Origin of the sequence: Acidovorax sp. M2(2025) (genome assembly GCF_049330835.1) — a bacterium.
Lineage (GTDB): Bacteria > Pseudomonadota > Gammaproteobacteria > Burkholderiales > Burkholderiaceae_C > Acidovorax.
Window position 1 is genome coordinate 3,843,625 of record NZ_CP186262.1, and the last position, 21,015, is coordinate 3,864,639.

A 21,015-nucleotide genomic window follows, 5' to 3' on the forward strand; every position below is an offset into this window, starting at 1 on the left:
AATGTAATCGTTTACATCAACCGCCCCGCCATGAGCATCCTGGAAGTGGCCCGCGAGGCCGGCGTCTCGGTCGCCACCGTCTCGCGCGTCTTCAACCTGCCCGACAAGGTGGCCCCTGCCACGCGCGAACATGTGCAGCAGGTGGCCCGCACCCTGGGCTACCTGCCCAACGCCAGCGCGCGCACACTGCGCACGCAGCGCAGCCGGGTGCTGGGCGTGGTGCTGCCCACACTCACCAACCCGGTGTTCGCCGAGTGCCTGGACGGCATTGCCCAGGCGGCTGCGGCCCACGGCTACGCCATCCTGCCGTTTACCACCGACTACCGCGTGTCGCGGGAGGACCAGGCGGTGAACCTGCTGCTCGCGGGCGACGTGGACGGGATGGTCCTGGTGGTGTCCAACCCCGCCACCTCCACCGCGCTGCAGCGCCTGACAGCAACAGGCCTGCCCTATGTGCTGGCCTACAACCGGCACCCCGGCCACCCCTGCGTGTCCGTGAACAGCGAAGAGGCCGTGGCCGAGGCCGTGGCCCGGCTGGCCGGCCTGGGGCACCGGCGCATCACCATGGTCAGCGGCCTGCTGCAGGCGTCCGACCGCGCACAGCAGCGTTGCCGGGGCTATGCCCTGGGCATGGCGCGCGCAGGGCTGCCGGCGCAGCCCGTGCTGCAGGTTCCCTTTGTGACGGCCGCCCCCGAGCTGCTGGGCAAGGCCCTGTTGCCGGCCGGGCGACCCACCGCCCTCATCTGCTCCAACGACCTGCTGGCCATCCGCAGCATCCGCGCCGCGCACCTGGCGGGCCTTTCCGTGCCGCGCGACCTGAGCGTGCTGGGCTTTGACGGCATCGCCCTGGGGCAGGACCTCACGCCCCAGCTGGGCACCGTGGTGCAGCCCAACACCGACATCGGCCGCCGCTGCGTGGAACTGCTGGCCCGGGCCATCGCAGGCGATTGCCCGCTGGGGCCGGAGACGGGCCTCACCCTCGCGCACACCTTCCGCGCCGGCGAATCCTGCGCGCCACCCGCTGGTCTCCAGCCCATCTCTTCGCCTTCCCCTGTTTCTCCCCACCCCTGAACCCAAGGAGCCACCACCATGAAATCCACCCTGCACCGCATAGCCCGCACCACGCTGCTGGCCTGGGGCCTGGCCGCCAGCGCCGCAGCCCTGGCGCAAAACGCCATCTGCTACAACTGCCCGCCCGAATGGGCCGACTGGGGCAGCCAGATCAAGGCCATCAAGGCCAGGACCGGCATCACCGTACCGCCGGACAACAAGAACTCCGGCCAGTCACTGGCCCAGCTGGTGGCCGAGAAGGCCAGCCCCGTGGCCGACGTGACCTACCTGGGCGTCACCTTTGCCATCCAGGCGCAGAAGGACGGCGTGGTGGCCGCCTACAAGCCTGCCGCCTGGGCCGAGATCCCCGACGGCCTGAAGGACCCGGCCGGCCACTGGTTCACCATCCACTCCGGCACGCTGGGCTTCATGGTCAATGTGGATGCGCTCAAGGGCAAGCCCGTGCCCCAGTCCTGGGCCGACCTGCTCAAGCCCGACTACAAGGGCCTGATCGGCTACCTGGACCCGGCCTCGGCCTTCGTGGGCTATGTGGGCGCCGTGGCGGTGAACCAGGCGCGCGGCGGCACGCTGGACAACTTCGGCCCCGGCATCGACTACTTCAAGGCCCTGCAGAAGAACGAGCCCATCGTGCCCAAGCAGACCTCGTATGCGCGCGTGCTGTCGGGCGAGATCGCCATCCTGCTGGACTACGACTTCAACGCCTACCGCGCCAAGTACAAGGACAAGGCCAACGTGCAGTTCGTCATTCCGGCCGAAGGCACGGTGGTCGTGCCCTACGTGATGAGCCTGGTGGCCAACGCGCCGCACGCCGACAACGGCAAGAAGGTGCTGGACTTCGTGCTCTCGGACGAGGGCCAGGCCCTGTGGGCCAACGCGTACCTGCGCCCCGTGCGCGCCAGCGCCATGTCCAAGGACGTGCAGGCCCGCTTCCTCCCCGCCGCTGAATACGCCCGCGCCAAGGCGGTGGACTACGGCAAGATGGCCGCCGTGCAGAAGGCCTTCTCGGACCGCTATCTGAAGGACGTGCAGTAAGCCTGCGCCCCGCCGCCGCCATGCGACCTGCTTTCACCCCCTCGCGCCCGCTGCTGCTGGCCTGCGCCGCGCCCGCGGCGGCCTTCTTCGCCGCGTTCTGGCTGCTGCCCATCGCCCAGCTGATGGCGCTGCCCGCCGGCAAAGGCTGGGAGACCTACTTCGTGGTGCTCACGAACGCGCGCTATCTGCAAAGCCTGCTGCAGACGCTGGGCCTGTCGCTGGCGGTGACGCTGGCCACGCTGGTGCTGGGCGCGGCGGTGGGCATCACGCTGGCGCGCCAGCGCTTTGCGGGGCGGCGGCTGCTGCTGTCGCTGCTCACGCTGCCGCTGTCGTTCCCGGGCGTGATCATCGGCTTCTTCATGATCCTGCTGGGCGGACGCCAGGGCCTGGTGGCCCAGTGGGCCGATGCCCTGGGCCTGGGGCGCATCACGTTCGCGTACGGGCTCACGGGGCTGTTCCTGGCCTACCTGTACTTCTCGCTGCCGCGCGCCATCGCCAGCTACACGGCGGCGGCTGGGGCCATGGACACGGCACTGGAGGAAGCCGCCCGCTCGCTGGGCGCGCCGCGCTGGCGCGTGGTGCGCGACGTGTGGCTGCCCGAACTCGCGCCCACCACGCTCTCGTGCGGCGCCATCGTGTTCGCCACGGCCATGGGCGCGTTCGGCACGGCCTTCACGCTCTCGGCCAAGTACGAAGTGCTGCCCATCACCATCTACAACGAGTTCACTAACTACGCCAACTTCGCGCTGGCGGCCAGCCTGTCCATTGCCCTCGGGCTGATCACCTGGCTGGTGCTGTGGCTGTCCCGCCGGGTGGCGGGACCGGTGGCCGCTGCGGGTGCCTGAAAGCTGATTCCATGCGCACTGCACGACAAGCCTCCCTGCCCCTGCTGGCGCTCACCGCGCTGGTGGCGGCGTTCATGCTCGCCCCCATTGCCCTTTCGGTGGTGGCCGGCCTCGTCCACAACTACAGCACCGGCATTTCCAGCGGCCTGACCACGCGCTGGCTGGGCGAGGTGTGGGATCTGTACGGCGGTACCGTGGGCTGGTCGCTTGCCCTGGCGCTGCTGTGCGTGCTGGGCAACCTGCTGCTGGGTGTGCCCTGCGCCTACGCCCTGGCGCGCAGCCGCTCGCGCGCGGCGCGGCTGCTGGAAGAACTGCTCACCCTGCCCGTGGCCGTGCCCGGCCTGGCCAGCGCGCTGGCGCTGATCCTGGCCTACGGCAGCTGGCAGGGCTTTCGCCAGAGCTTTGCCTTCATCCTGGTCGGGCACATGGTGTTCACCTTGCCCTTCATGGTGCGCACCGTGGGCGCGGCCTTCCAGCGCCACGAGTTGCGCGCGCTGGAAGAAGCGGCGCGCTCCCTGGGCGCCAGCTTTGCGCAGCGCTTTCTGGGCGTGCTGGTGCCTGCGGTGCTGCCGGCCATCGTGGCCGGCAGCCTGATGGTGTTCACGCTCTCGGTGGGCGAATTCAACCTCACCTGGATGCTGCACACCCCGCTCACCCGCACCCTGCCCGTGGGGCTGGCCGACAGCTATGCGTCCATGCGCATCGAGATCGGCTCGGCCTACACGCTGATCTTCCTGGCCGTCATCCTGCCCGTGCTGTGGGGCCTGCAGGCCCTGGGCACCCTGATCGAAAAACACCATGCAACTTGAACGCACGCGCGTGGACATTGCCCACTGCGCCAAAACCTATGCCGACGGCACGCGCGGCCTGCAGCCCACCGACCTGACCGTGGAGCCCGGCGAAGTGCTGGCGCTGCTGGGCCCCTCGGGCTGCGGCAAGACCACGCTGCTGCGCCTGGTGGCCGGGCTGGAGGCGCCCGACGCGGGCAGCCGCATCACCTTCGGCAGCACCGAGGTGACCCACATCCCCATCGAACAGCGCGGCGTGGGCATGGTGTTCCAGCACTACGCACTGTTCCCGCAGATGAGCGTGGAGGCCAACATCGGCTACGGCCTCAAGATCCGCGGCGTGGCCGAGGACGAGCGCCGCCGCACGGTGGGCGAGCTGGTGGACCTGGTGCGCCTGAACGGCCTGGAGAAAAAGCGCCCGGCCGAACTCTCCGGCGGCCAGCGCCAGCGCGTGGCCCTGGCCCGGGCCGTGGCCGTGCGCCCGCGCGTGCTGCTGCTGGACGAGCCGCTCACCGCGCTGGACGCCAAGCTCAAGGAATCCCTGCGCGACGAACTGGCCGAGCTGCTGCGCCGCCTGCACATCACCGCCATCCACGTCACGCACGACCAGCAGGAAGCCCTGGCCCTGGCCGACCGCCTGGCCGTGATGCACGCGGGCCGGGTGGTGCAGGTGGGCGATGGCGAAACGCTGTACCGCACGCCGGCCCACCCTTTTGTGGCGCAGTTCCTGGGCCGGGTGAACCGGCTGGAGCGCGGCAAGACCGGCCCCGCCGACGGGCTGCCGCTGGGCGGCTGGCACCTGCCCTGCCCGCCGGCCCTGCAGGGCCACGCCGCCCTGCTGGTACGGCCCGAGGACGTTGAGGTCGGCCCGGCAAACCCAGGCCAGGGCTGGGGCCAGGCCGAGGTCCTGCGCCGCAGTTTCCTGGGCGACCGGGTGCAACTGACGCTGGCCCTGGCCGACCAGGCCCCGCTGTGCGCCGACGTGGCGCGCGACCACCCGGCGCGGACCGGCGACACCGTGGCCGTGCGCATCGCACCCGGGCGCCTGATGCCCTGCCTGGAAGCGGCCAACGGAACGATGGAGCCGAGCCCATGACCACCACCTTGCTGCTGCAACTCTCCGACCCCCATATCCGCGAACCCGGGCGGCTGGCCTACGGCCGCATCGACACCGCCCCTTATCTGGCCCAGGCTGTGGCCAGCATCGGGCGACTGCCCCAGGCGCCCGATGCCGTGGTGATCACCGGTGACCTGACCGACTTTGGCCGTGCGGCCGAGTACGCGCACCTGCGCACCCTGCTGGCCCCGCTGCCCATGCCCGTGTACCTGCTGCCCGGCAACCACGACAGCCGCGAGCAACTGCTCGCCTCCTTCCCCGACCACCCTTACCTGGCCAGCGGCGGCCTGGACGGCTTCATCCAGTACAGCGTGCCCGTGGGCGGCCTGCAGCTCATTGCGCTGGATACCGTGGTGCCTGGCGCCAGCGAAGGCGGCCTGTGCCCGGCGCGCCTGCAGTGGCTGGAGGCCGAACTGGCCCGCCACCCCGCGCGCCCGGTGGTCATTGCCCTGCACCACCCGCCGTTTCGCACGCTGATCGGCCACATGGATGCCATCGGCTTGCTCGAAGGTGCCAACGCGCTGGAGGACATCGTGGCGCGCCACCCGCAGGTGGAACGCCTGATCTGCGGCCACCTGCACCGCACGATCCAGGTGCGCTTTGGCGGCAGCATCGCAGCCACCGCCCCTTCGCCGGCGCACCAGGTGTGCCTGGACGTCGCGCCCGACGCCGCTTCCGCCTGGGTTCTGGAGCCCCCCGGCTTTGCCCTGCATGCGCTGCCCGAGGGCGGACGGCTGGTGAGCCACACCGCGGCCAGCGGGCAGTACCCTGGCCCCTACCCGTTCCACGAGGGCGGCCAGCTCATCGACTGACATTGCCGGCCGTGCCGCCCTCCGGGCCGGCGCGTCACACACCCCGCAGGGGCAGCGGGGTCATCACAGCAGCACCCCTTGATCAGGAGTATGCTTGTGTGTCAATTTTGTGACAAACGATCCGGGCCGCATGCTCTTGGTGGCAGGCGCTCTTCTCCCGGAAGCCGCACGGCCACCCCTGGCTGGACCGCTGCTGCCTACGGGCACAGAAATGCATGAACCCGTCGCCTCGGCGAGCAGGTGCAGGCAGCCCCGCTGCTTGTGCCGGCGCGGGGCATGGCGCATGCTGGGTGGCGTTCGGACAAGAAGAACAAACGCGGTATTTCATGAAGCATCTGTTGAATCTGCTGGCAGCCGTCTCGCTGCTCATTTGGGGCACCCACCTGGTGCGCACCGGCATTCTGCGGGTGTTCGGCGCCAACTTGCGCCAGCTCATCGCGCGCAGCGTCAGCAACCGGTTCACGGCCGTCCTGTCAGGCATCGGCGTGACGGCGGTGGTGCAGTCCAGCACCGCCACGGCCCTCATCGTCTCCTCGTTCGTGGGCCAGGGGCTGGTGGGCCTGCCGGCCGCGCTGGCCGTGATGCTGGGCGCCGACGTGGGGACCAGCGTGATGGCCGTGGTGTTCTCGCTGGACCTTTCCTGGCTATCGCCGCTGTTCATCTTCGCAGGGGTGGTGCTCTTCATCTCGCGCAAGGACACGGCCGCCGGCCGCGTGGGCCGGGTGCTCATCGGCCTGGGCCTGATGCTGCTGGCCTTGCGGCTCATCACCGAGTCCACCACGGTGCTCACCCAGTCGCCCACGGTGCGCACGCTGCTGGGCGCACTCACCAGTGATCTGCTGCTGGAGATCTTCACGGGCGCCGTGCTGGCCATCGTGGCCTATTCCAGCCTGGCCACGGTGCTGCTCACGGCCGCACTGGCAGGCTCGGGCGGCATCCCGCCCGACGTGGCGCTTGGCCTGGTGCTGGGCGCCAACCTGGGCAGCGGCGTGCTGGCGGTGCTGACCACGCTGAAAGCCAACGTGCAGACCCGCCAGGTGCCCCTGGGCAACCTGCTTTTCAAGATCATCGGCGTGGCCATCATGGCGCCGCTCACGGGGCTGTGGCTGCGGCATGTGCGGCCCTACGTGCCGGAAACCGCCACCCTGGTGGTGCTGTTCCACCTGGCGTTCAACGCCGTGGTGGGCCTGGTGTGCATCGGGCTGACCGGCACGGTCGCCCGGGCGGTGCAGCGCCTGCTGCCGCAGGAGCAAGGCTCCGCCGCCGGCACGCGGCCCCACCACCTGGACCCGTCGGCCCTGGCCACGCCCTCGCTGGCCATCTCGTGCGCGGCCCGCGAGGCGCTGCACCAGGCCGATGTGGTGGAGTCCATGCTGCTGGGCCTGCACAAGGTCATCCGCACCGACGACCTGCAGCTGGCGCAGGACCTGCGCAGGCTCGACGACGAGGTGGACGGCCTGTACTCCGCCATCAAGTACTACCTGACCAAGATCTCGCGCGAGGCGCTGGACGAGCGCGAAGGCCGGCGCTGGGCCGACATCATCAGCTTCACCATCAACATGGAGCAGATCGGCGACATCATCGAGCGCGTGCTCATCGACATCGAGGACAAGAAGATCAAGAAGGGCCGCCAGTTCTCCGAGGCCGGCATGGAGGAGATCAACGAACTGCATGCGCGGCTGATCGACAACCTGCGGCTGGCGATGAGCGTGTTCCTCAACGGCAGCGTGCGCGACGCGCAAAAGCTGCTGGAGGAAAAGGCCCGCTTTCGCGACCTGGAGCACGCGTATTCCGCCACGCACCTGGCGCGCCTGTCGGACAACACGGTGCAGAGCATTGAAACCAGCTCGCTGCACATCGACCTGATCAGCGAACTCAAGCGCATCAACTCGCTGCTGTGCTCGGTGGCCTACCCCATCCTCGAATCGGCCGGCGCACTCGCGCCCAGTCGGCTGCGGGCCATGGCGGACCAGGCCTGAGGCCGGCCAGCCCCCGTCGCCGCACCGTTAGGAGCTGTTCAAAAATTTCTCGGGGATCGCATTGGAGTGCGAATCGGGATGGGTGGAAGCTTCGGCTGCTTGCATGGGCTCACGCCCTGCAAGCAGGCGGGGCGCCAAAGCTCCAAGTTCGGCGGCCCGATTTCACTCCAACCCTTCGGCGAGCGTTCGGAAAGCCCCGCTCGGTCTGAACGATACGCGTCCCCCGAGGCTCCGATCACATTTTTTGATGGCTCCATCAAAATGCAGAAATATTGATCCTATCGATATCTTCATCAAATCAATTAATCTCCATTTCGACCCTCAAAATACAAAGCCACCCGGATATTTTCTTCGAGTTCCGGCTATTTGCAAACAAACGTTAAAACTCTGCAAAACACGGTGAACTGAGCAATATTGGACTATCTGCAATAGCAGGCCCGCCAGTAAAGTGACCACGATCTTCCCAGAGAGTGGTTACTAAAATGCTCCCTCGCAAATATTCCCTCACATCAGTTTTATTGGCCGGCACTGCCGCCACCCTCACCCAGCTGTTTCCGCTGGATGCCGCAGCGTCTGCAGGGGCGCCGCTGCCCCGCTGCTCCCCCACGTCGCAGTCGTTTTATCTCATGCGGTATATCGAGGCGACCACGGCCAATACCGCCCCCAAGACGGTTCTTGAATTGGCCACCATTCCCCCGACGGGCGCCGTGGCACTCACCACCATTTGGGACGGCCAGACCGCGCCCACGGCATCTCCCCGGGATTTGTCCAAAAATGCGGGCGCCACGGTGGCCGCCGGCATGGGCAAGGACGGCTATATCTACGCCATGCGGGCCCTGGGGACCCAGGAGCCCGGCTGGGATTTGCAGGGCGGCGCCTGGTCGACCGAATGGCGAACCCACACCCGCTTCTACGAAATGCTGCGCTACGGGCGTTCGGGCGTGGACAACCTCGGCATCGTGGACGGCCTGGGCACCTACCGAACCATTGCCAGCGACGCCACGACCCAGGTCACGGGGGCGGTAGACCTGCGGCTGGGGCCCAACTTCAATGCCGCCGACATCGACCCGGTGAGCGGCGTCATGTACTTGGCGAACTTCCAGACCGGGGGCGCACTGAACCAGCTGTACCGCATCGACGTCACCCAGACCCCGCCCAAATACCTCAGCACCCTGACCCTCAGCGCGCCCATTCCGGGGGGTCAATCCGGGGACTTTGCAATCGATGCCAGCGGGCAGTTCGCCTACGGCATTGCAAGAGCGTCTGGGGGCATTTCGACCAGCTACCGCATTGATTTGGCGACCGGCGCAGTGACCTCCTTGGCAACCAACCTGGGGTTCTTTCCCTTTGGGGCCGCCGGCAGGCTCTTCAGCGGCCAGATGGCGTTCTACAACACCCTGTCCACGCAGCTCATGACGCTGCCCGGCGGTACGCTGGGCGCGCCGCAGAGCACCACCATGAGCGACAGCAGCGACGGCGCGGCCTGCCTGCCCAAGTTCCAGGCGCAGCTGGTCTGCACGCCGACTGCGCTGGTGGATGCCGACAACAACGTGTCCACGTGCTCGGTAACCCTGGACCAGCCGGCACCCGCCGGCGGCGTGGTGGTGGCGCTGACGCCCCCGGCCGGCAGCACCCGCTACACCACGACGTGCGGCTCCTCCCTCACCGTGGCGGCCGGCAGCACGACGGCGCAGTGCACCATCGTGGCCACGCCCAACACCGTGCCGGGCGACGGCGATGTCACCGCAGCCATTGCGCTGGCCACGCCAGACCCACTCGCCGACTACGAGCTCGGGGCGCTCACCAGTGCCAGCGTCCTGGTACAAAACGACGACCTGCCCACGGTCACCATGGCATGCACCCCCAGCGCCCTGGTGGACTCGGCCAACCAGGTGTCCACCTGCACCATTGCCTCCAACGCACCGGCGCCCGCCGGCGGCTTGAGCGTGGCCCTGACGCCGCCCGCCGCCAGCGGCCGCTATACCAGCACCTGCGGCGCCAGCGCCCTGATTGCGGAGGGCGCCAGCAGCACCACCTGCACCATCACGGCCACGCCGAACACCACCCCGGGCGATGGGAACGTGGCGGCGGCCCTGGCTCTGGCAGCCCCGGCCGGCGGCTACCAGCTCGGCACGCCGAGCGCGGCTTCGGTGCTCATCTCCGACGATGACAGCGTGGCGGCGTTGCCGGTTCTCAGCCTCTCGTGCACGCCCAGCACGCTGGCCGATGCGGAAAACCAGGTGGCGACCTGCCAGGTGACGTTGAGCACCGCTGCGGGTCCGGGGGGCGTCAGCGTGGCCTTGGTGCCGCCGCCCGCCAGCGACCGCTACACCACCACCTGCGCCTCCGCGCTGGTAGTGCCCGCAGGGGCCACCACAGCCAGCTGCACGGTTACCGCCGTGCCCAACACCGTGGCGGGCGATGGCAATGTGCCGGCCATCCTGTCGCTGGTGGCGGGCGGAGGCTACGAACTCGGCACCGCCCAGGCCGTGGTCACCATCACCGACAACGACGGCGCAAAGCCGGTGCCGGCGCTCGGCAGCTTCGGCACCGCCCTGCTGACCGCCGGGCTCGGGGCGTTCGGCGCCTTCAGCCGTCGCCGCCCCAGAAAAAACAGCCGCTGAGCGCGGCAGGCCGCCCGGGCACCCAGACGTCCGGGCGGCAAAGGCAAGAGACACGCAAGGGACACGGGTGGCGCCGGGCAGGGCGCGAGGGCACGGGGCGGAGCCCGGCCCGAGCGACCGCCGCGGCGGCGGCTACCACCCCAGGAACCCGCCGATCACCAGGCTGGCTTCCAGCGTGAACAAGTCCTGTGCCACCTGCTCGCACACGGCATCCAGCGGCAGCAGGTCAAACCGTTCGACTTCTCCGTCCTGGTTCTGCGGCGCCATGCCTTCCGGCACGGTCGCGCGGAACCAGTCGATGCGTTCGATCATGTAGCCGACGCCGCCGCCCTCGCGGCTGGGCCGGCTGAACAGCACCTGCCCGCCATGCACCACCGGGCGCAAGTCGTCCACCCGCAGGCCGGCTTCTTCCCAAGTTTCCCGGGCCAGCGCCTGCGGCAGCGAATCCGCGGCGGAGACCATGCCGCCCATCAGCGTGTCCCACAGGCCGGGGTTGTTGGGCTTGGTGAGGGAGCGCTTTTGCACCCACATGCGCCCGTCTGGCGCCAGTCCCACCAGGTGCACCGCCCGCGTGGCCACGCCCAGCACGCGCACGGCCCCGCGCTCCACGGTGCCCACCACCTCACCGGCGGCGTTGCATACCGCCAGCTGCTCGTCCCGCCAGGGACCGCAGCGGCCGGCGTCGCGCAGCGCGGCCGCCAGGGCATTGAGGGCGTCCGAGGCCTCTGCAGGCGCCACCTGCAAGCTCCAGGCAGCGGCACCAGAATGCTCCTCTTTTAATAGCTGGTAGCGCTTATCCAGCAAGCGCTGGAGGCCAATTTCTTCCAAAAGACCTTGCGCTACCGAGCCCACGGTGTGCCCGGCCACGCGCAAGGGCACCCGCGGCTGGGCGGGCGGCTGCTGCGCCCGCAGGCGCGCCGCCTGCAGCCAGGCCTGCAGTGCCGCGCTCACGACAGCGTCAGGATGGTGGAGCCCGTGGTCTTGCGCGCTTCCAGGTCGCGGTGCGCCTGCTGCACTTCGGCCAGCGGGTAGCGCTGGTCAATGTGGATCTTCACCTGGCCGTTGGCCACCACGGCAAACAGGTCGTCGGCCATGGCCTGCGTGGCCTCGCGCGTGGCAATGTGGGTGAACAGGGTCTGGCGCGTGACGTACAGCGAACCCTTGGCCCCCAGGCTGCCCGGCGCAAATGGCGGCACGGGCCCCGAGGCGTTGCCGAAGCTGGCCATCAGGCCGAAGGGGCGCAGGCATTCGAGCGACTTGTCCCAGGTGTCCTTGCCCACCGAGTCGTACACCACCTTCACGCCCTTGCCGCCGGTGATGGCCTTCACGCGCGCCGCAAAGTCTTCGGTGGCGTAGTTGATCGCATGCGCCGCGCCATTGGCCAGGGCCAGCTGGCACTTGGCGTCCGAGCCGGCGGTGGCGATGAGTTGCAGGCCCAGGGCTTTGGCCCACTGCGTGGCAATCAGGCCCACGCCACCGGCCGCCGCATGGAAGAGCACAGCGTCGCCGGGCTGCAGGCCCTCCACCGGCAGCGTCTTCTTAAGCAGGTACTGCGCCGTCAGGCCCTTGAGCATCATGGCGGCGCCGGTTTCAAAGCTGATGGCGTCGGGCAGCCGGCACACGCACTTGGCCGGCATCACGCGCACCTCGCAGTACGCGCCGGGCGGGTTGCTGGCGTAGGCGGCGCGGTCGCCCACCGCCAGGTGCGTGACGCCCTCGCCCACCGCCTCGATCACGCCCGCGCCCTCCATGCCGATGCCGGCGGGCATGTTCAGCGGGTACAGGCCGGTGCGGTGGTACACGTCAATGAAGTTCAGGCCGATGGCGTGGTGGCGGATGCGCACTTCGCCCGGGCCGGGCTGGCCCACGGCAACGTCGACAAGGTGGAGTTCTTCGGGGCCGCCATGCTGGCGGATCTGGACGGCGAGGCTCATGGCAGGCGATTCCTGTAACGGGAGGGACACAACGGCGGCCATCCTGCCATGAATCTGCAAGGCTTGCTGGGGATGCACCGGTACAGTGCGGGGCATGACGCAACGACTCACGCCCGGCACGGCGGCACTGCTGGTGATACCGCCGCTGCTGTGGGCCGGCAACGCCGTGACGGGCCGGCTGGTCCACGATCTCATCCCGCCCATCACGCTGAACTTCCTCCGCTGGGTGCTCGCCTTTGCCATCCTGCTGCCGCTGGCGCACGGCGTGCTGCGCCCGGGCAGCCCGCTATGGCCGCACTGGCGGCGCTACGCGCTCCTGGGGCTGCTGGGCATCGGCCTGTACAACGCACTGCAGTACCTGGCGCTGCAAACGTCCACGCCCATCAACGTGACGCTGGTCGGCTCGAGCATGCCGGTGTGGATGCTGGCCGTGGGCGCGCTGTTCTTCGGGGCCCAGGTGACTCGGCGGCAGCTGCTGGGCGCGCTGCTGTCCATGTGCGGCGTGCTGCTGGTGATGAGCCGGGGCGAGTGGGCGCAGCTGCTGGCCTTCCGGCTGGTGCCGGGCGACGTGTTCATGCTGCTGGCCACCGTGTCGTGGGCCTTTTACAGCTGGCTGCTGTCGCGCACCAGCGAGCCGGCAGCCATCCGCGCGGACTGGGCGGGCTTTCTGATGGCCCAGCTGGTGTTCGGCCTGGCCTGGTCGGGCAGCTTTGCCGGGGTGGAATGGGCCAGCGGGCGCACCCACATCGCCTGGGGCTGGCCGCTGGCGGCGGCCTTGGCCTTCATCGCCGTGGGCCCGGCGGTGCTGGCGTACCGCTGCTGGGGCGTGGGCGTGCAGCGCGCCGGGCCGGCCGTGGCGGGCTTCTTCGTGAACCTGACGCCGCTGTTTGCGGGCATCCTGTCCGCAGCCTTTCTGGGCGAGACGCCACAGCTGTTCCACGGCCTGGCGTTCGCACTGATCGTGGGCGGCATCGTCGTGTCCTCGCGGCGCTAACCGCGCCGCCGGGCCGGGGGCCGCAAGGCGTCTTCAGGCAGCGGCGGCGGGCCCTTCCGCGGCGGCCGCGGCCACTGGCGGCTCCACCGCGTGGGCATGCTCCTGCAGCAGTACTTCCAGCGCCTCCACCGGCCCCGGCATGCCCAGCAGGTAGCCCTGGAACAGCTGGCAGCCGTAGTCCGCCAGCACGGCTTTCTGCGCCGCGGTCTCGACCCCCTCGGCAATCACGTCCAGCTCCAGGTTGCGCGCCATGCCGATGATGGTCTGCACGATCACGTCGTCGGTGTGGCGCACACCCAGGTTGTGCACGAAGGACTGGTCGATCTTGAGCTGGTCCAGCGGCAGCCGCGTGAGGTAGGCGAGCGAGGAATACCCGGTACCGAAGTCGTCCACCGAAAAGCGCACGCCCTTGGTCTTGAGCAGGCCCATCTTGGCGATGGTGTCGTCCACATCGTCCAGCACCAGCGACTCGGTGAGCTCGAGCTTGAGGAGATGGGGCCGCGCGCCGGTTTCCCGCAGCACTTCGACCACCCGGGCCACGAAGTCCCGCTGGCGGAACTGGCGCGCGCTCACGTTCACGGATAGCTGCACATGCCGGAAGCGCGCATCGCGCTGCCACACGGCCAGCTGCTCGCACGCGGTGCGCAGCACCCAGTGGCCCATGGGCACGATGAGTTCGCTCTCCTCGGCCACGGCAATGAAGGAACCGGGCGCCACCAGGCCCCGTTCGGGGTGGAGCCACCGGATCAGCGCCTCGGCCCCCACGATGCGCCCGTCCAGGTGGAACTGTGGCTGGTAGTGCAGCACGAACTGCCGCGACGCCAGGGCTGTCTGCAGGTCCGCCTCCAGCTGGGCCCGCACGCTGATGGCGATCTGCATCTGCGGATCAAAGAAGCACAGCCCGTTGCGCCCCTGCGACTTGACCTGGTACATGGCGATGTCGGCCTGCTTGAGCGGGTCCACGCCCGGCTGCTGCTGCGCTCCGCCCATCAGGGTGGCGCCGATGCTGGGCGTGCTGTGATAGCTGATGCCCCCCAGCGAGTACGGCATGTTGAGCGCGCGCAGGATCTTCTCGCCCACCCGCCGCGCAAACGCCGCGGCTTCCTCGCTGCGCGGGGACAACTCGTGCAGCATGACCACGAACTCGTCGCCGCCCAGGCGCGCCACCGTGTCCTCGCGGCGCACGCAGATCTTCAGGCGCTCGGCCACCTGGCACAGCAGCAGGTCCCCCACCTCGTGGCCCCGCGTATCGTTGAGCGTCTTGAAATGGTCCAGGTCCAGGAACAGCAGCGCGCCGTACTGGCCGTTGCGCACGCTGGCCGCAATCACCTGCTGCATGCGGTCCATGAGCAGGCGGCGGTTGGGCAGGTTGGTCAGGGGGTCGTAGAACGCCAGGCTCTCGATCTCCGCGCTGGCCCGCCGCAGGGCGGTCACGTCGTGGTAAGTGATGACGATGCCGCCCTCGGGCGTGGGCCGCTCGGTCGTCTGGATGGTGATGCCGCCGGGCAGCACCTGCTCGTGGGGTTCCAGGTGCTGGCTTTGCTTGAGCAGGCGCAGGTCCACCCAGCGCGTGCGCTCGTCGTCCGTGGCGCGGGGCAGGTAGTGCCGCGCGTTTTCCTCCATGATCTGGCGGAACGGCACCAGCGGCGCGATGGCCCCGCGCAGCCAGGGGAAGATCTCCTCGAACCGCCGGTTCCACTGCACCACGCGGTGCTGGCTGTCCAGCAGCAGAAAGCCGCTCACCATCGACTCCAGCGCCTGGTCCAGCGTGGCCTTGGACTGGGCAATGGCGGCGCGCGCCTGCGACAGGCGGTCCAGGTAGCGCAGCGCCAGGTGCCCTGCCACCACGATCATCGCCACAAAGAGCAGCCCGGTGAGCGTGATGGCGTTGCGCTGGTCCCGCCAGCCCGCCAGGGCGTCGCGCAGGGGAATGCTCGCGGAGATGCGCAGATCCTGGTACAGGACCGGCCGGTACACCACCAGCGCCGGCTCGCTCGTCAGCCGTGCAGGCGCCCGCCAGTCCTCCCCGGCCGAGGCCACCTCGTGCAAGGGCGGGCTCAGCACGGTGGCGGCGGCTTCCTCCCGGTTGGGCACGCTCAGCAGCAGTTGCCCGCCCGCCCGCTCCAGGGTCACCTGCAGGCCGCCGATGTCCACGCCCTGGACCAGCACCGAGCTGAGGGCCCCCACCGGCACTTCGGCCACCGCCACCACCCGCGCGCCATCGGCCAGCCGCAGGTGGCGTGCAAAGTACAGGACGCGCTCGGCGGTGGTGAAGCTGACCACCGGCGGGCTGACCATAAGCGTCGAGACCGGCTGCTCCAGCACGGAAGCCAGGAAGCCGGGCGGCAGCTGCAGTTGCAGCTCGCTGCCCGCGGCATCCGAGGAGGCCAGCGTGGTGCCCCGCGCATCCAGCAAAGCCACGTAGCGCACCATCAGGTTTTGCCGGGCCGAGCTGCGCAGCCGCTCGCTGGCCAGGCCCGGATCGATCCATTCATTGACGGCCACCGACAAGCCCAGCAATTCATCCATGCTAGCCAGCAGCACATCCACGGCCAGCAGCGACCGGTTGAGCGCGGCCTCCGCCCCGGTCACGAAGCGCGTGGCCTGCGCCTGGTAGTCCTCCAGCGCCACCTGCCGGGCGTTCCACACCAGCGCGGCCGCCACCGCCACCACGGCCCCCATGAACACCGTGGCCGCCGCCCACACAAAGGCCCGGATGCGCAGCGGGGTGACGGAGGAGTCCGTCATTTTCCGGTGCCCACGGGAAGCCCGCGGACCGGACCGATGGTCTGGTTCCAGGCCTGGGCGCAGCGCACGCCGCAGCGCTGCACCCAGCGCGGCAGCACCGTGGACGCCAGGATCTCCTGGCGCCGGCGTTCATCCTCGGCCGAGACCGGCACCGTCACCATCTTGCCCTTGCGCCCGCTGGTGCAGCTGGCATCGCCACGGTTGCAGGCCATGCCTTCGGCCGTTTCGCGTTCGGACTCCTGCCAGATGGCGGCCTCCAGCCGGGGCAGCTCGCGCCGCAGCAGCATGCGCAGCTCCGGCGGCAGGGAGTCCCAGGCCGCGCGGTTGGCGCCAAAGACCGCCAGCCCCCAGGTCACCGGCAAGGCGTGCACATGCGAAGTGAGCGTGGCAAGCCCCAGGGTGTTGCCCGACATGGTGCCGGTGATGGCGCACTCGGTGTTGCCCTCGGTCAGGCTGGGCACGATCTGCGCAAAGCTGGTCAGCACCGGCACACCGCCCAGGGCCCCCACGAAATCCGCCTGGGTGGACGACGACACCCGCGTGCGGCGCCCCGCCAGATCGGCCAGCCCCCGCAGCGGCCTCTTGCAGAAGACCACCTGCGCCGGGTAGACGTAGATCGCCAGCGCCTCCACGCCGTGCTGGTCGCGCAGACTCTTTTCCAGGTACGGGCGAAACGCTGCCAGCGTGGACTTGAGCGTGGCGATGTCGGGGTTGAGGCCGGCCAGGTCGGGAGCGGTGTACTCCGGGTACTGGGCCGTGAACGAGCTCATGAGCGTGGTGCCGAAGGGCACGACCCCCAGCTGCAGCAAGCGCAGCATCTCCGACCCGGGCACGCCCGCCCGGTCGAACGGCACGATCTCGGCGTCAAACCGCCCGCCGCTCAGCCGCTTGAGCTCCTTGCTCCAGAAGGGTTCTTCCTGGCGGGTGTACTGGTTGATGCCCGCCAGCCCGCCGACCACACGCAACTTGTAGGGCGCAGCAACCACCGCAGGCGGGGCCGGCGGCAGCGCCGGCGCAGGCGGGGCCGCCCAGGCAGGCAGGCCGCACGCCAGCACCGCCCAGGCCGCGGCCGCGCGTGCGCCCAGCCCCTGCATCAGAGAGCGCCTTGACCGCTGCATGGAAGGGTCCGGTGAACGACCATGGCCGGCAGCGCCGAGAGCGCAGCCCGCCCGCCTGGGCTTGCGGCAAAAGCCTGCTCCGCGGCAGCGGCTGGGGCCGCAAAGGCATGCGAGGCCGCACGGCGGATTCGACGCGCGGAGTTCATCTTCTGGTCATTCTTGGAGAGGTGCGCGAGAAAAGCATTCTTCACAATTTTCGCCCCTGCGGGCGGGCTGTCAGCAAAACACCACGCCCAGAAAGAACCGCCTCCCGCCGCACCATGGTGGGGCAAGACGCCGGGCCGCTCAAAACGTGCCCGGATACGCCCCGCCGTCCGCCAGCACGTTCTGCCCCGTGATGTAGGCCGCGTGCTGGCTGCACAGGAACGCGCAGATCGCCCCGAACTCCTGCGCCGTGCCGTAGCGGCCGGCCGGGATCTGCGCCTGCTGGGCCTGGCGCACGTCCTCCACGCGCTGTCCAGTCTTGCCCGCTGCCGCCGTCACCGTGGCCGCCAGGCGGTCGGTGTCGAACTTGCCGGGCAAGAGGTTGTTGATGGTCACCCCGCGCGCCGCGATGCGGCTGCGCGCCACGCCGGCCACGAAGCCGGTCAGCCCGCTGCGCGCGCCGTTGGAAAGCCCCAGGATGTCGATGGGCGCCTTCACCGCGCTGGAGGTGATGTTGACGATGCGGCCGAAGCCCCGCGCGGCCATGCCATCCACCGTGGCCTGGATGAGCGCGATGGGCGTGAGCATGTTCGCGTCCACGGCCCGGATCCAGGCGTCGCGGTCCCAGTCCCGGAAATCGCCGGTGGGGGGGCCGCCCGCGTTGGTGACCACGATGTCGAAGTCGCGGCCCGGCCCGCCTTCCACGGAAAACACGGCGGCACGCCCCTCGGCCGTGGTGATGTCTGCGGCCACGGCCAGCACCTTGGCCTGCGGCAGTTTTTGGCCGCCAGCGCTGGCGGCTGCTTCGCTTTCAGCTATCAATTGTGAAGCTGCCGCGTGCAAGGCGTCGGCGTTGCGGGCATTGATGACCACGTTCACGCCTTCGCGCACCAGCGCCTGCGCGCACCCAAAGCCCAACCCCTTGCTGGCGCCGCACACCAGCGCCCATTTGCCTGCAATACACAAATCCATAACAATCTCCGTTTTCTGACGACTGCGCCTGCAGCCCTGTGTTCCGAGGGTGCGGACTGCTCTGCAGGGTCTGCAGAAATCCGCTTTCTTCCATCCATTGCGCCCGCCCTGGTCCTTGCGCCGCGCGCCACTGCTGGCTGGCGCGGGCGGATGATGCCAGCGAAGTGGCGTCAAGGCGTCAACACGTTCTCACAAATCATCATACGTTGGGAGTTGCATCATGAACTGGCTGCACCGTGGAGCCTGGGCCGCTGGGCTGGCCTGGGCCGTACTGGCTTCCGTGAGCGGCGGCGCGCAGGCGCAGGAAGCCGCCGTCGTCAAGCGCGCAACCCAGTTGCGGGACGCCCCGGCTGAAACAGGCGCCAGCGTGGCGCCGCTGGAGGCCAACACCGTGGTGACGCGCAGCAACGAGCGCAAGGGAGCCTGGACCCGCGTGAGCACGGCGCAGGGCGCCACGGGCTGGGTCCACATGTTCGACCTGGGCCCGCAGTCGGGCGCGGCCGCGCCCGGCAACAACGCAGCCACCAGCGGCCTGCGCAGCCTGGGCGGCCTGTTTGGCGGCAACAGCGGCGCCACCACCACCGCCACCTCCACGGTGGGCATCCGCGGCCTGGGCGCCGAGGACATTGCCAACGCGCAGCCCAACCCGGCCGCCGTCGGCCAGGCAGAGGGCCTGCGGGTGAATGCGGACCAGGCGCGGCAGTTCGCCAGCGCGGCCGCGTTGCAGCCCCGCGAGGTGCCCGCCCTGGCGCAGCCGGCGCTGCCCACCTCCAGCCGCGGGGGCGGCAGCGGCAGCGGCTCCGGCAACCCGTCCGACCCCAACTACAGTGCCAACTGAACGACGAGGACACGCCCATGAACCGCAATTCCCCCTGGAAGCGCCCTGCCCGCGTGGCCGCCCTGTGCGCAGCCCTGGCGGCAGCCCCCCTGGCGGCACACAGCCAGAACGTGATGAACCTGCTGAACTCCCTGGGCGGCGGCCTGGGGTCGGCCATCACCGGCAACAAGCCCGCCGCCGCAGCACAGGGCGACGACCTGATCAGCCTGCTGACCCAGTCGATGGAGAACATCGATGAGGCCAAGGAGATCGAGATCGGCCGCCAGCTGGCCGCCCTGCTGCTGGGCGCCAAGCCCGCGCACCCGGACGCGGCGCTGCAGCGCTACGTCAACCGCCTGGGCCGCTGGATCAGCCTGCAGTCGCCACGGCCCGGCCTGCCCTGGACCTTTGTCGTGCTCGATGACGCGGGCTACAACGCGTTCGCCGCGCCGGGCGGCTATGTGTTCGTGACCAAGGGGCTCGTGGACCGCTGCGCGGACGAGTCGGAGCTGGCAGGCATCCTGGCGCACGAGGTGACGCACGTCACCGCCAAGCACCACCTGCAAGCCATCCGCCAAAGCGCCATGGCGGGGCTGGGCACGCAGGTGCTGGCGTCGCAACTGCGCACCAACAACATGGCCGGGCAGTTGGTGAAAGACCAGTTGCTGTCGCTGTTCCGCACCGTGTACACCAAGGGCCTGAGCCAGACCGACGAGTTCGAGGCCGACCGCACCGGGGTGTCGCTGGCCGCCCGGTCGGGCTTCGACCCGTACGGTCTGGTGTCGGTGCTGCAGCAGCTGCGCACGGTGGCGCCGGACAACCCGATGTTCACCTTCACCATGTCCACCCACCCGCCGGCACAGGCCCGGCTGGACTATCTGGAGCAATCCATGGGCCGGCAGTTCGACGGACTCGGCGGGTCGCGCACGCCCATTGCGCAACGCCTGGGCGGCGCCGCAGCCACCCCGGCCAACGGGGCAGCGCCCGCGCCCGGCGGCCGCCCTGGCGCCAAGAAGGCCGGCTAAGGCACCCTAGGGCCGCAAGAAGACGGCCCCTGCCGCGACGCCCGCAGGGGTCACGGTGCCTGGCGCCGCGCCATGCGGGTGAACACGAAGATGCCCGCGATGACCAGCGCCGTGCCGGCCGCCACCCACACGGTGAACGGCTCGCCCAGGATCCAGATGCCCATGAGGATGGTGGACAGCGGGCCGACCATGCCGGTCTGGGCCGTCATGCCCGCGCCCACCCGCTCGATCGCCATCATCACCATCAGCACCGGCGCTGCGGTGCACAGCGTGGCGTTGAGCACCGACAGCCAGATCACCTGCGGCGCCACCACCGCCGCGCTCAGCGGCCGCAACACCACGAACTGCAGCAGGCAGCACAGGCAGGCCACGGTGGTGGCCAGCCCGACCAGCCGCAGCGAGCCCAGGCGCCGCACCATCTCGCCGCTGTAGACGAGGTAGATGGCGTAGCTGATCGCGCTCAGGAAGACCAGCAGCGCGCCCCAGGCCGCGTGGGAGCCCTGCAGATTGGCCTCGTGGCCAAACACCAGCACCACGCCGCCGTAGCTGATCAGCATGCCCAGGGCCTGCCCCCAGCCGATGCCGCGCCGGTACAGCACCCAGCCCAGCATCACCACGAGCGTGGGGTTGAGGTACAGGATGAGCCGCTCCAGGCTCGCGCTGATGTAGGCCAGGCCGGCGAAGTCCAGAAAGCTCGCCAGGTAGTACCCCGTCACCCCCAGCCCGAGCACGCCCAGCCAGTCCCGCCGGGACAGCGGCGGCTGGCCTCGGCTGGCCCACCAGGCCATCACGGCAAAGATGGGCAGCGCGAACAGCATGCGGTACATGATCAGCGTGACGGCATCCACGCCGTAGCGGTACGCCAGCTTGACGATGATGGCCTTGCCACTGAAAGCGATCGAGCCCAGCAGCGCGAGCGTGAGGCCTGTTGCTACATTTTTGCTAGCTTCTTGCGCTTGCCCAGATTGGGTTACAGACACTTTTTATCCAAATCC

Annotated in this window: 17 protein-coding genes; 11 read left to right on the forward strand and 6 right to left on the reverse strand. The window is 69.5% G+C overall.

Annotated elements, in window-relative coordinates:
* Positions 1-30 precede the first annotated feature (30 nt).
* From ACOYR3_RS17710 to ACOYR3_RS17745, 8 genes are all read left to right on the forward strand, one after another.
* Complete coding sequence (locus tag ACOYR3_RS17710; protein WP_422843630.1) at positions 31-1,071, forward strand: LacI family DNA-binding transcriptional regulator; 1,041 nt, start codon at positions 31-33, stop codon at positions 1,069-1,071.
* An 18-nt stretch (positions 1,072-1,089) separates the two neighbouring features.
* Entirely contained in the window at positions 1,090-2,103 is a 1,014-nt protein-coding gene (locus tag ACOYR3_RS17715; RefSeq protein WP_422843631.1) for an ABC transporter substrate-binding protein, read from the forward strand.
* A 20-nt stretch (positions 2,104-2,123) separates the two neighbouring features.
* Positions 2,124-2,948, forward strand: coding sequence for an ABC transporter permease (locus ACOYR3_RS17720; protein ID WP_422843632.1), 825 nt, complete (start codon positions 2,124-2,126; stop codon positions 2,946-2,948).
* 11 nt (positions 2,949-2,959) lie between these two features.
* Positions 2,960-3,757: an ABC transporter permease gene (locus tag ACOYR3_RS17725; RefSeq protein WP_422843633.1), complete on the forward strand. Its 798-nt coding sequence runs from the start codon at positions 2,960-2,962 to the stop codon at positions 3,755-3,757.
* Complete coding sequence (locus ACOYR3_RS17730) at positions 3,747-4,832, forward strand: ABC transporter ATP-binding protein (protein WP_422843634.1); 1,086 nt, start codon at positions 3,747-3,749, stop codon at positions 4,830-4,832. Before ACOYR3_RS17725 ends, ACOYR3_RS17730 begins: the two co-directional genes overlap by 11 nt.
* Positions 4,829-5,665 carry a phosphodiesterase gene (locus ACOYR3_RS17735; RefSeq protein WP_422843635.1) on the forward strand — a complete coding sequence of 279 codons (837 nt, stop codon included), beginning with the start codon at positions 4,829-4,831 and terminating at the stop codon, positions 5,663-5,665. Before ACOYR3_RS17730 ends, ACOYR3_RS17735 begins: the two co-directional genes overlap by 4 nt.
* 326 nt (positions 5,666-5,991) lie before the next feature.
* The gene (locus ACOYR3_RS17740) at positions 5,992-7,644 is read left to right on the forward strand and encodes a Na/Pi cotransporter family protein (protein ID WP_422843636.1); all 1,653 of its coding nucleotides are present in this window, start codon (positions 5,992-5,994) and stop codon (positions 7,642-7,644) included.
* 518 nt (positions 7,645-8,162) lie between these two features.
* Entirely contained in the window at positions 8,163-10,268 is a 2,106-nt protein-coding gene (locus ACOYR3_RS17745; RefSeq protein ID WP_422843637.1) for a hypothetical protein, read from the forward strand.
* Positions 10,269-10,400: 132 nt separating this feature from the next.
* Here ACOYR3_RS17745 and ACOYR3_RS17750 read toward each other — a convergent pair whose 3' ends face one another.
* Both ACOYR3_RS17750 and ACOYR3_RS17755 read right to left on the reverse strand, forming a co-directional pair.
* Positions 10,401-11,219, reverse strand: a complete 819-nt coding sequence (locus tag ACOYR3_RS17750; protein ID WP_422843638.1) for an NUDIX hydrolase — start codon at positions 11,217-11,219, stop codon at positions 10,401-10,403.
* A complete protein-coding gene (locus tag ACOYR3_RS17755; RefSeq protein ID WP_422843639.1) occupies positions 11,216-12,202 on the reverse strand; it encodes a quinone oxidoreductase family protein in 987 nt (328 codons plus the stop codon). Before ACOYR3_RS17755 ends, ACOYR3_RS17750 begins: the two co-directional genes overlap by 4 nt.
* Positions 12,203-12,296: 94 nt before the next feature.
* Between ACOYR3_RS17755 and ACOYR3_RS17760 the strand changes: the two genes are divergently transcribed.
* Positions 12,297-13,196: a DMT family transporter gene (locus ACOYR3_RS17760; protein ID WP_422843640.1), complete on the forward strand. Its 900-nt coding sequence runs from the start codon at positions 12,297-12,299 to the stop codon at positions 13,194-13,196.
* A gap of 33 nt (positions 13,197-13,229) precedes the next feature.
* On the opposite strand, the gene ACOYR3_RS17765 is transcribed toward ACOYR3_RS17760, so the two are convergent.
* The 3 genes from ACOYR3_RS17765 to ACOYR3_RS17775 all read right to left on the reverse strand — a co-directional run bounded on the left by ACOYR3_RS17765 (position 13,230) and on the right by ACOYR3_RS17775 (position 18,178).
* Positions 13,230-15,944, reverse strand: a complete 2,715-nt coding sequence (locus ACOYR3_RS17765) for a bifunctional diguanylate cyclase/phosphodiesterase (protein ID WP_422843641.1) — start codon at positions 15,942-15,944, stop codon at positions 13,230-13,232.
* Positions 15,941-17,062: a TRAP transporter substrate-binding protein gene (locus ACOYR3_RS17770; protein ID WP_422843642.1), complete on the reverse strand. Its 1,122-nt coding sequence runs from the start codon at positions 17,060-17,062 to the stop codon at positions 15,941-15,943. Before ACOYR3_RS17770 ends, ACOYR3_RS17765 begins: the two co-directional genes overlap by 4 nt.
* A gap of 285 nt (positions 17,063-17,347) precedes the next feature.
* Positions 17,348-18,178, reverse strand: a complete 831-nt coding sequence (locus tag ACOYR3_RS17775) for an SDR family oxidoreductase (RefSeq protein WP_422843643.1) — start codon at positions 18,176-18,178, stop codon at positions 17,348-17,350.
* A 220-nt stretch (positions 18,179-18,398) separates the two neighbouring features.
* Here ACOYR3_RS17775 and ACOYR3_RS17780 point away from each other — a divergent pair, with 220 nt between their 5' ends.
* Together ACOYR3_RS17780 and ACOYR3_RS17785 are read left to right on the forward strand one after the other, a co-directional pair.
* Entirely contained in the window at positions 18,399-19,016 is a 618-nt protein-coding gene (locus ACOYR3_RS17780; RefSeq protein WP_422843644.1) for an SH3 domain-containing protein, read from the forward strand.
* 17 nt (positions 19,017-19,033) lie between these two features.
* Positions 19,034-20,020 (forward strand): M48 family metalloprotease, encoded by a 987-nt coding sequence (locus ACOYR3_RS17785; RefSeq protein WP_422843645.1) that lies wholly within the window; start codon positions 19,034-19,036, stop codon positions 20,018-20,020.
* A 50-nt stretch (positions 20,021-20,070) separates the two neighbouring features.
* On the opposite strand, the gene ACOYR3_RS17790 is transcribed toward ACOYR3_RS17785, so the two are convergent.
* Complete coding sequence (locus ACOYR3_RS17790; RefSeq protein WP_422843646.1) at positions 20,071-21,000, reverse strand: DMT family transporter; 930 nt, start codon at positions 20,998-21,000, stop codon at positions 20,071-20,073.
* Positions 21,001-21,015: the final 15 nt, after the last annotated feature.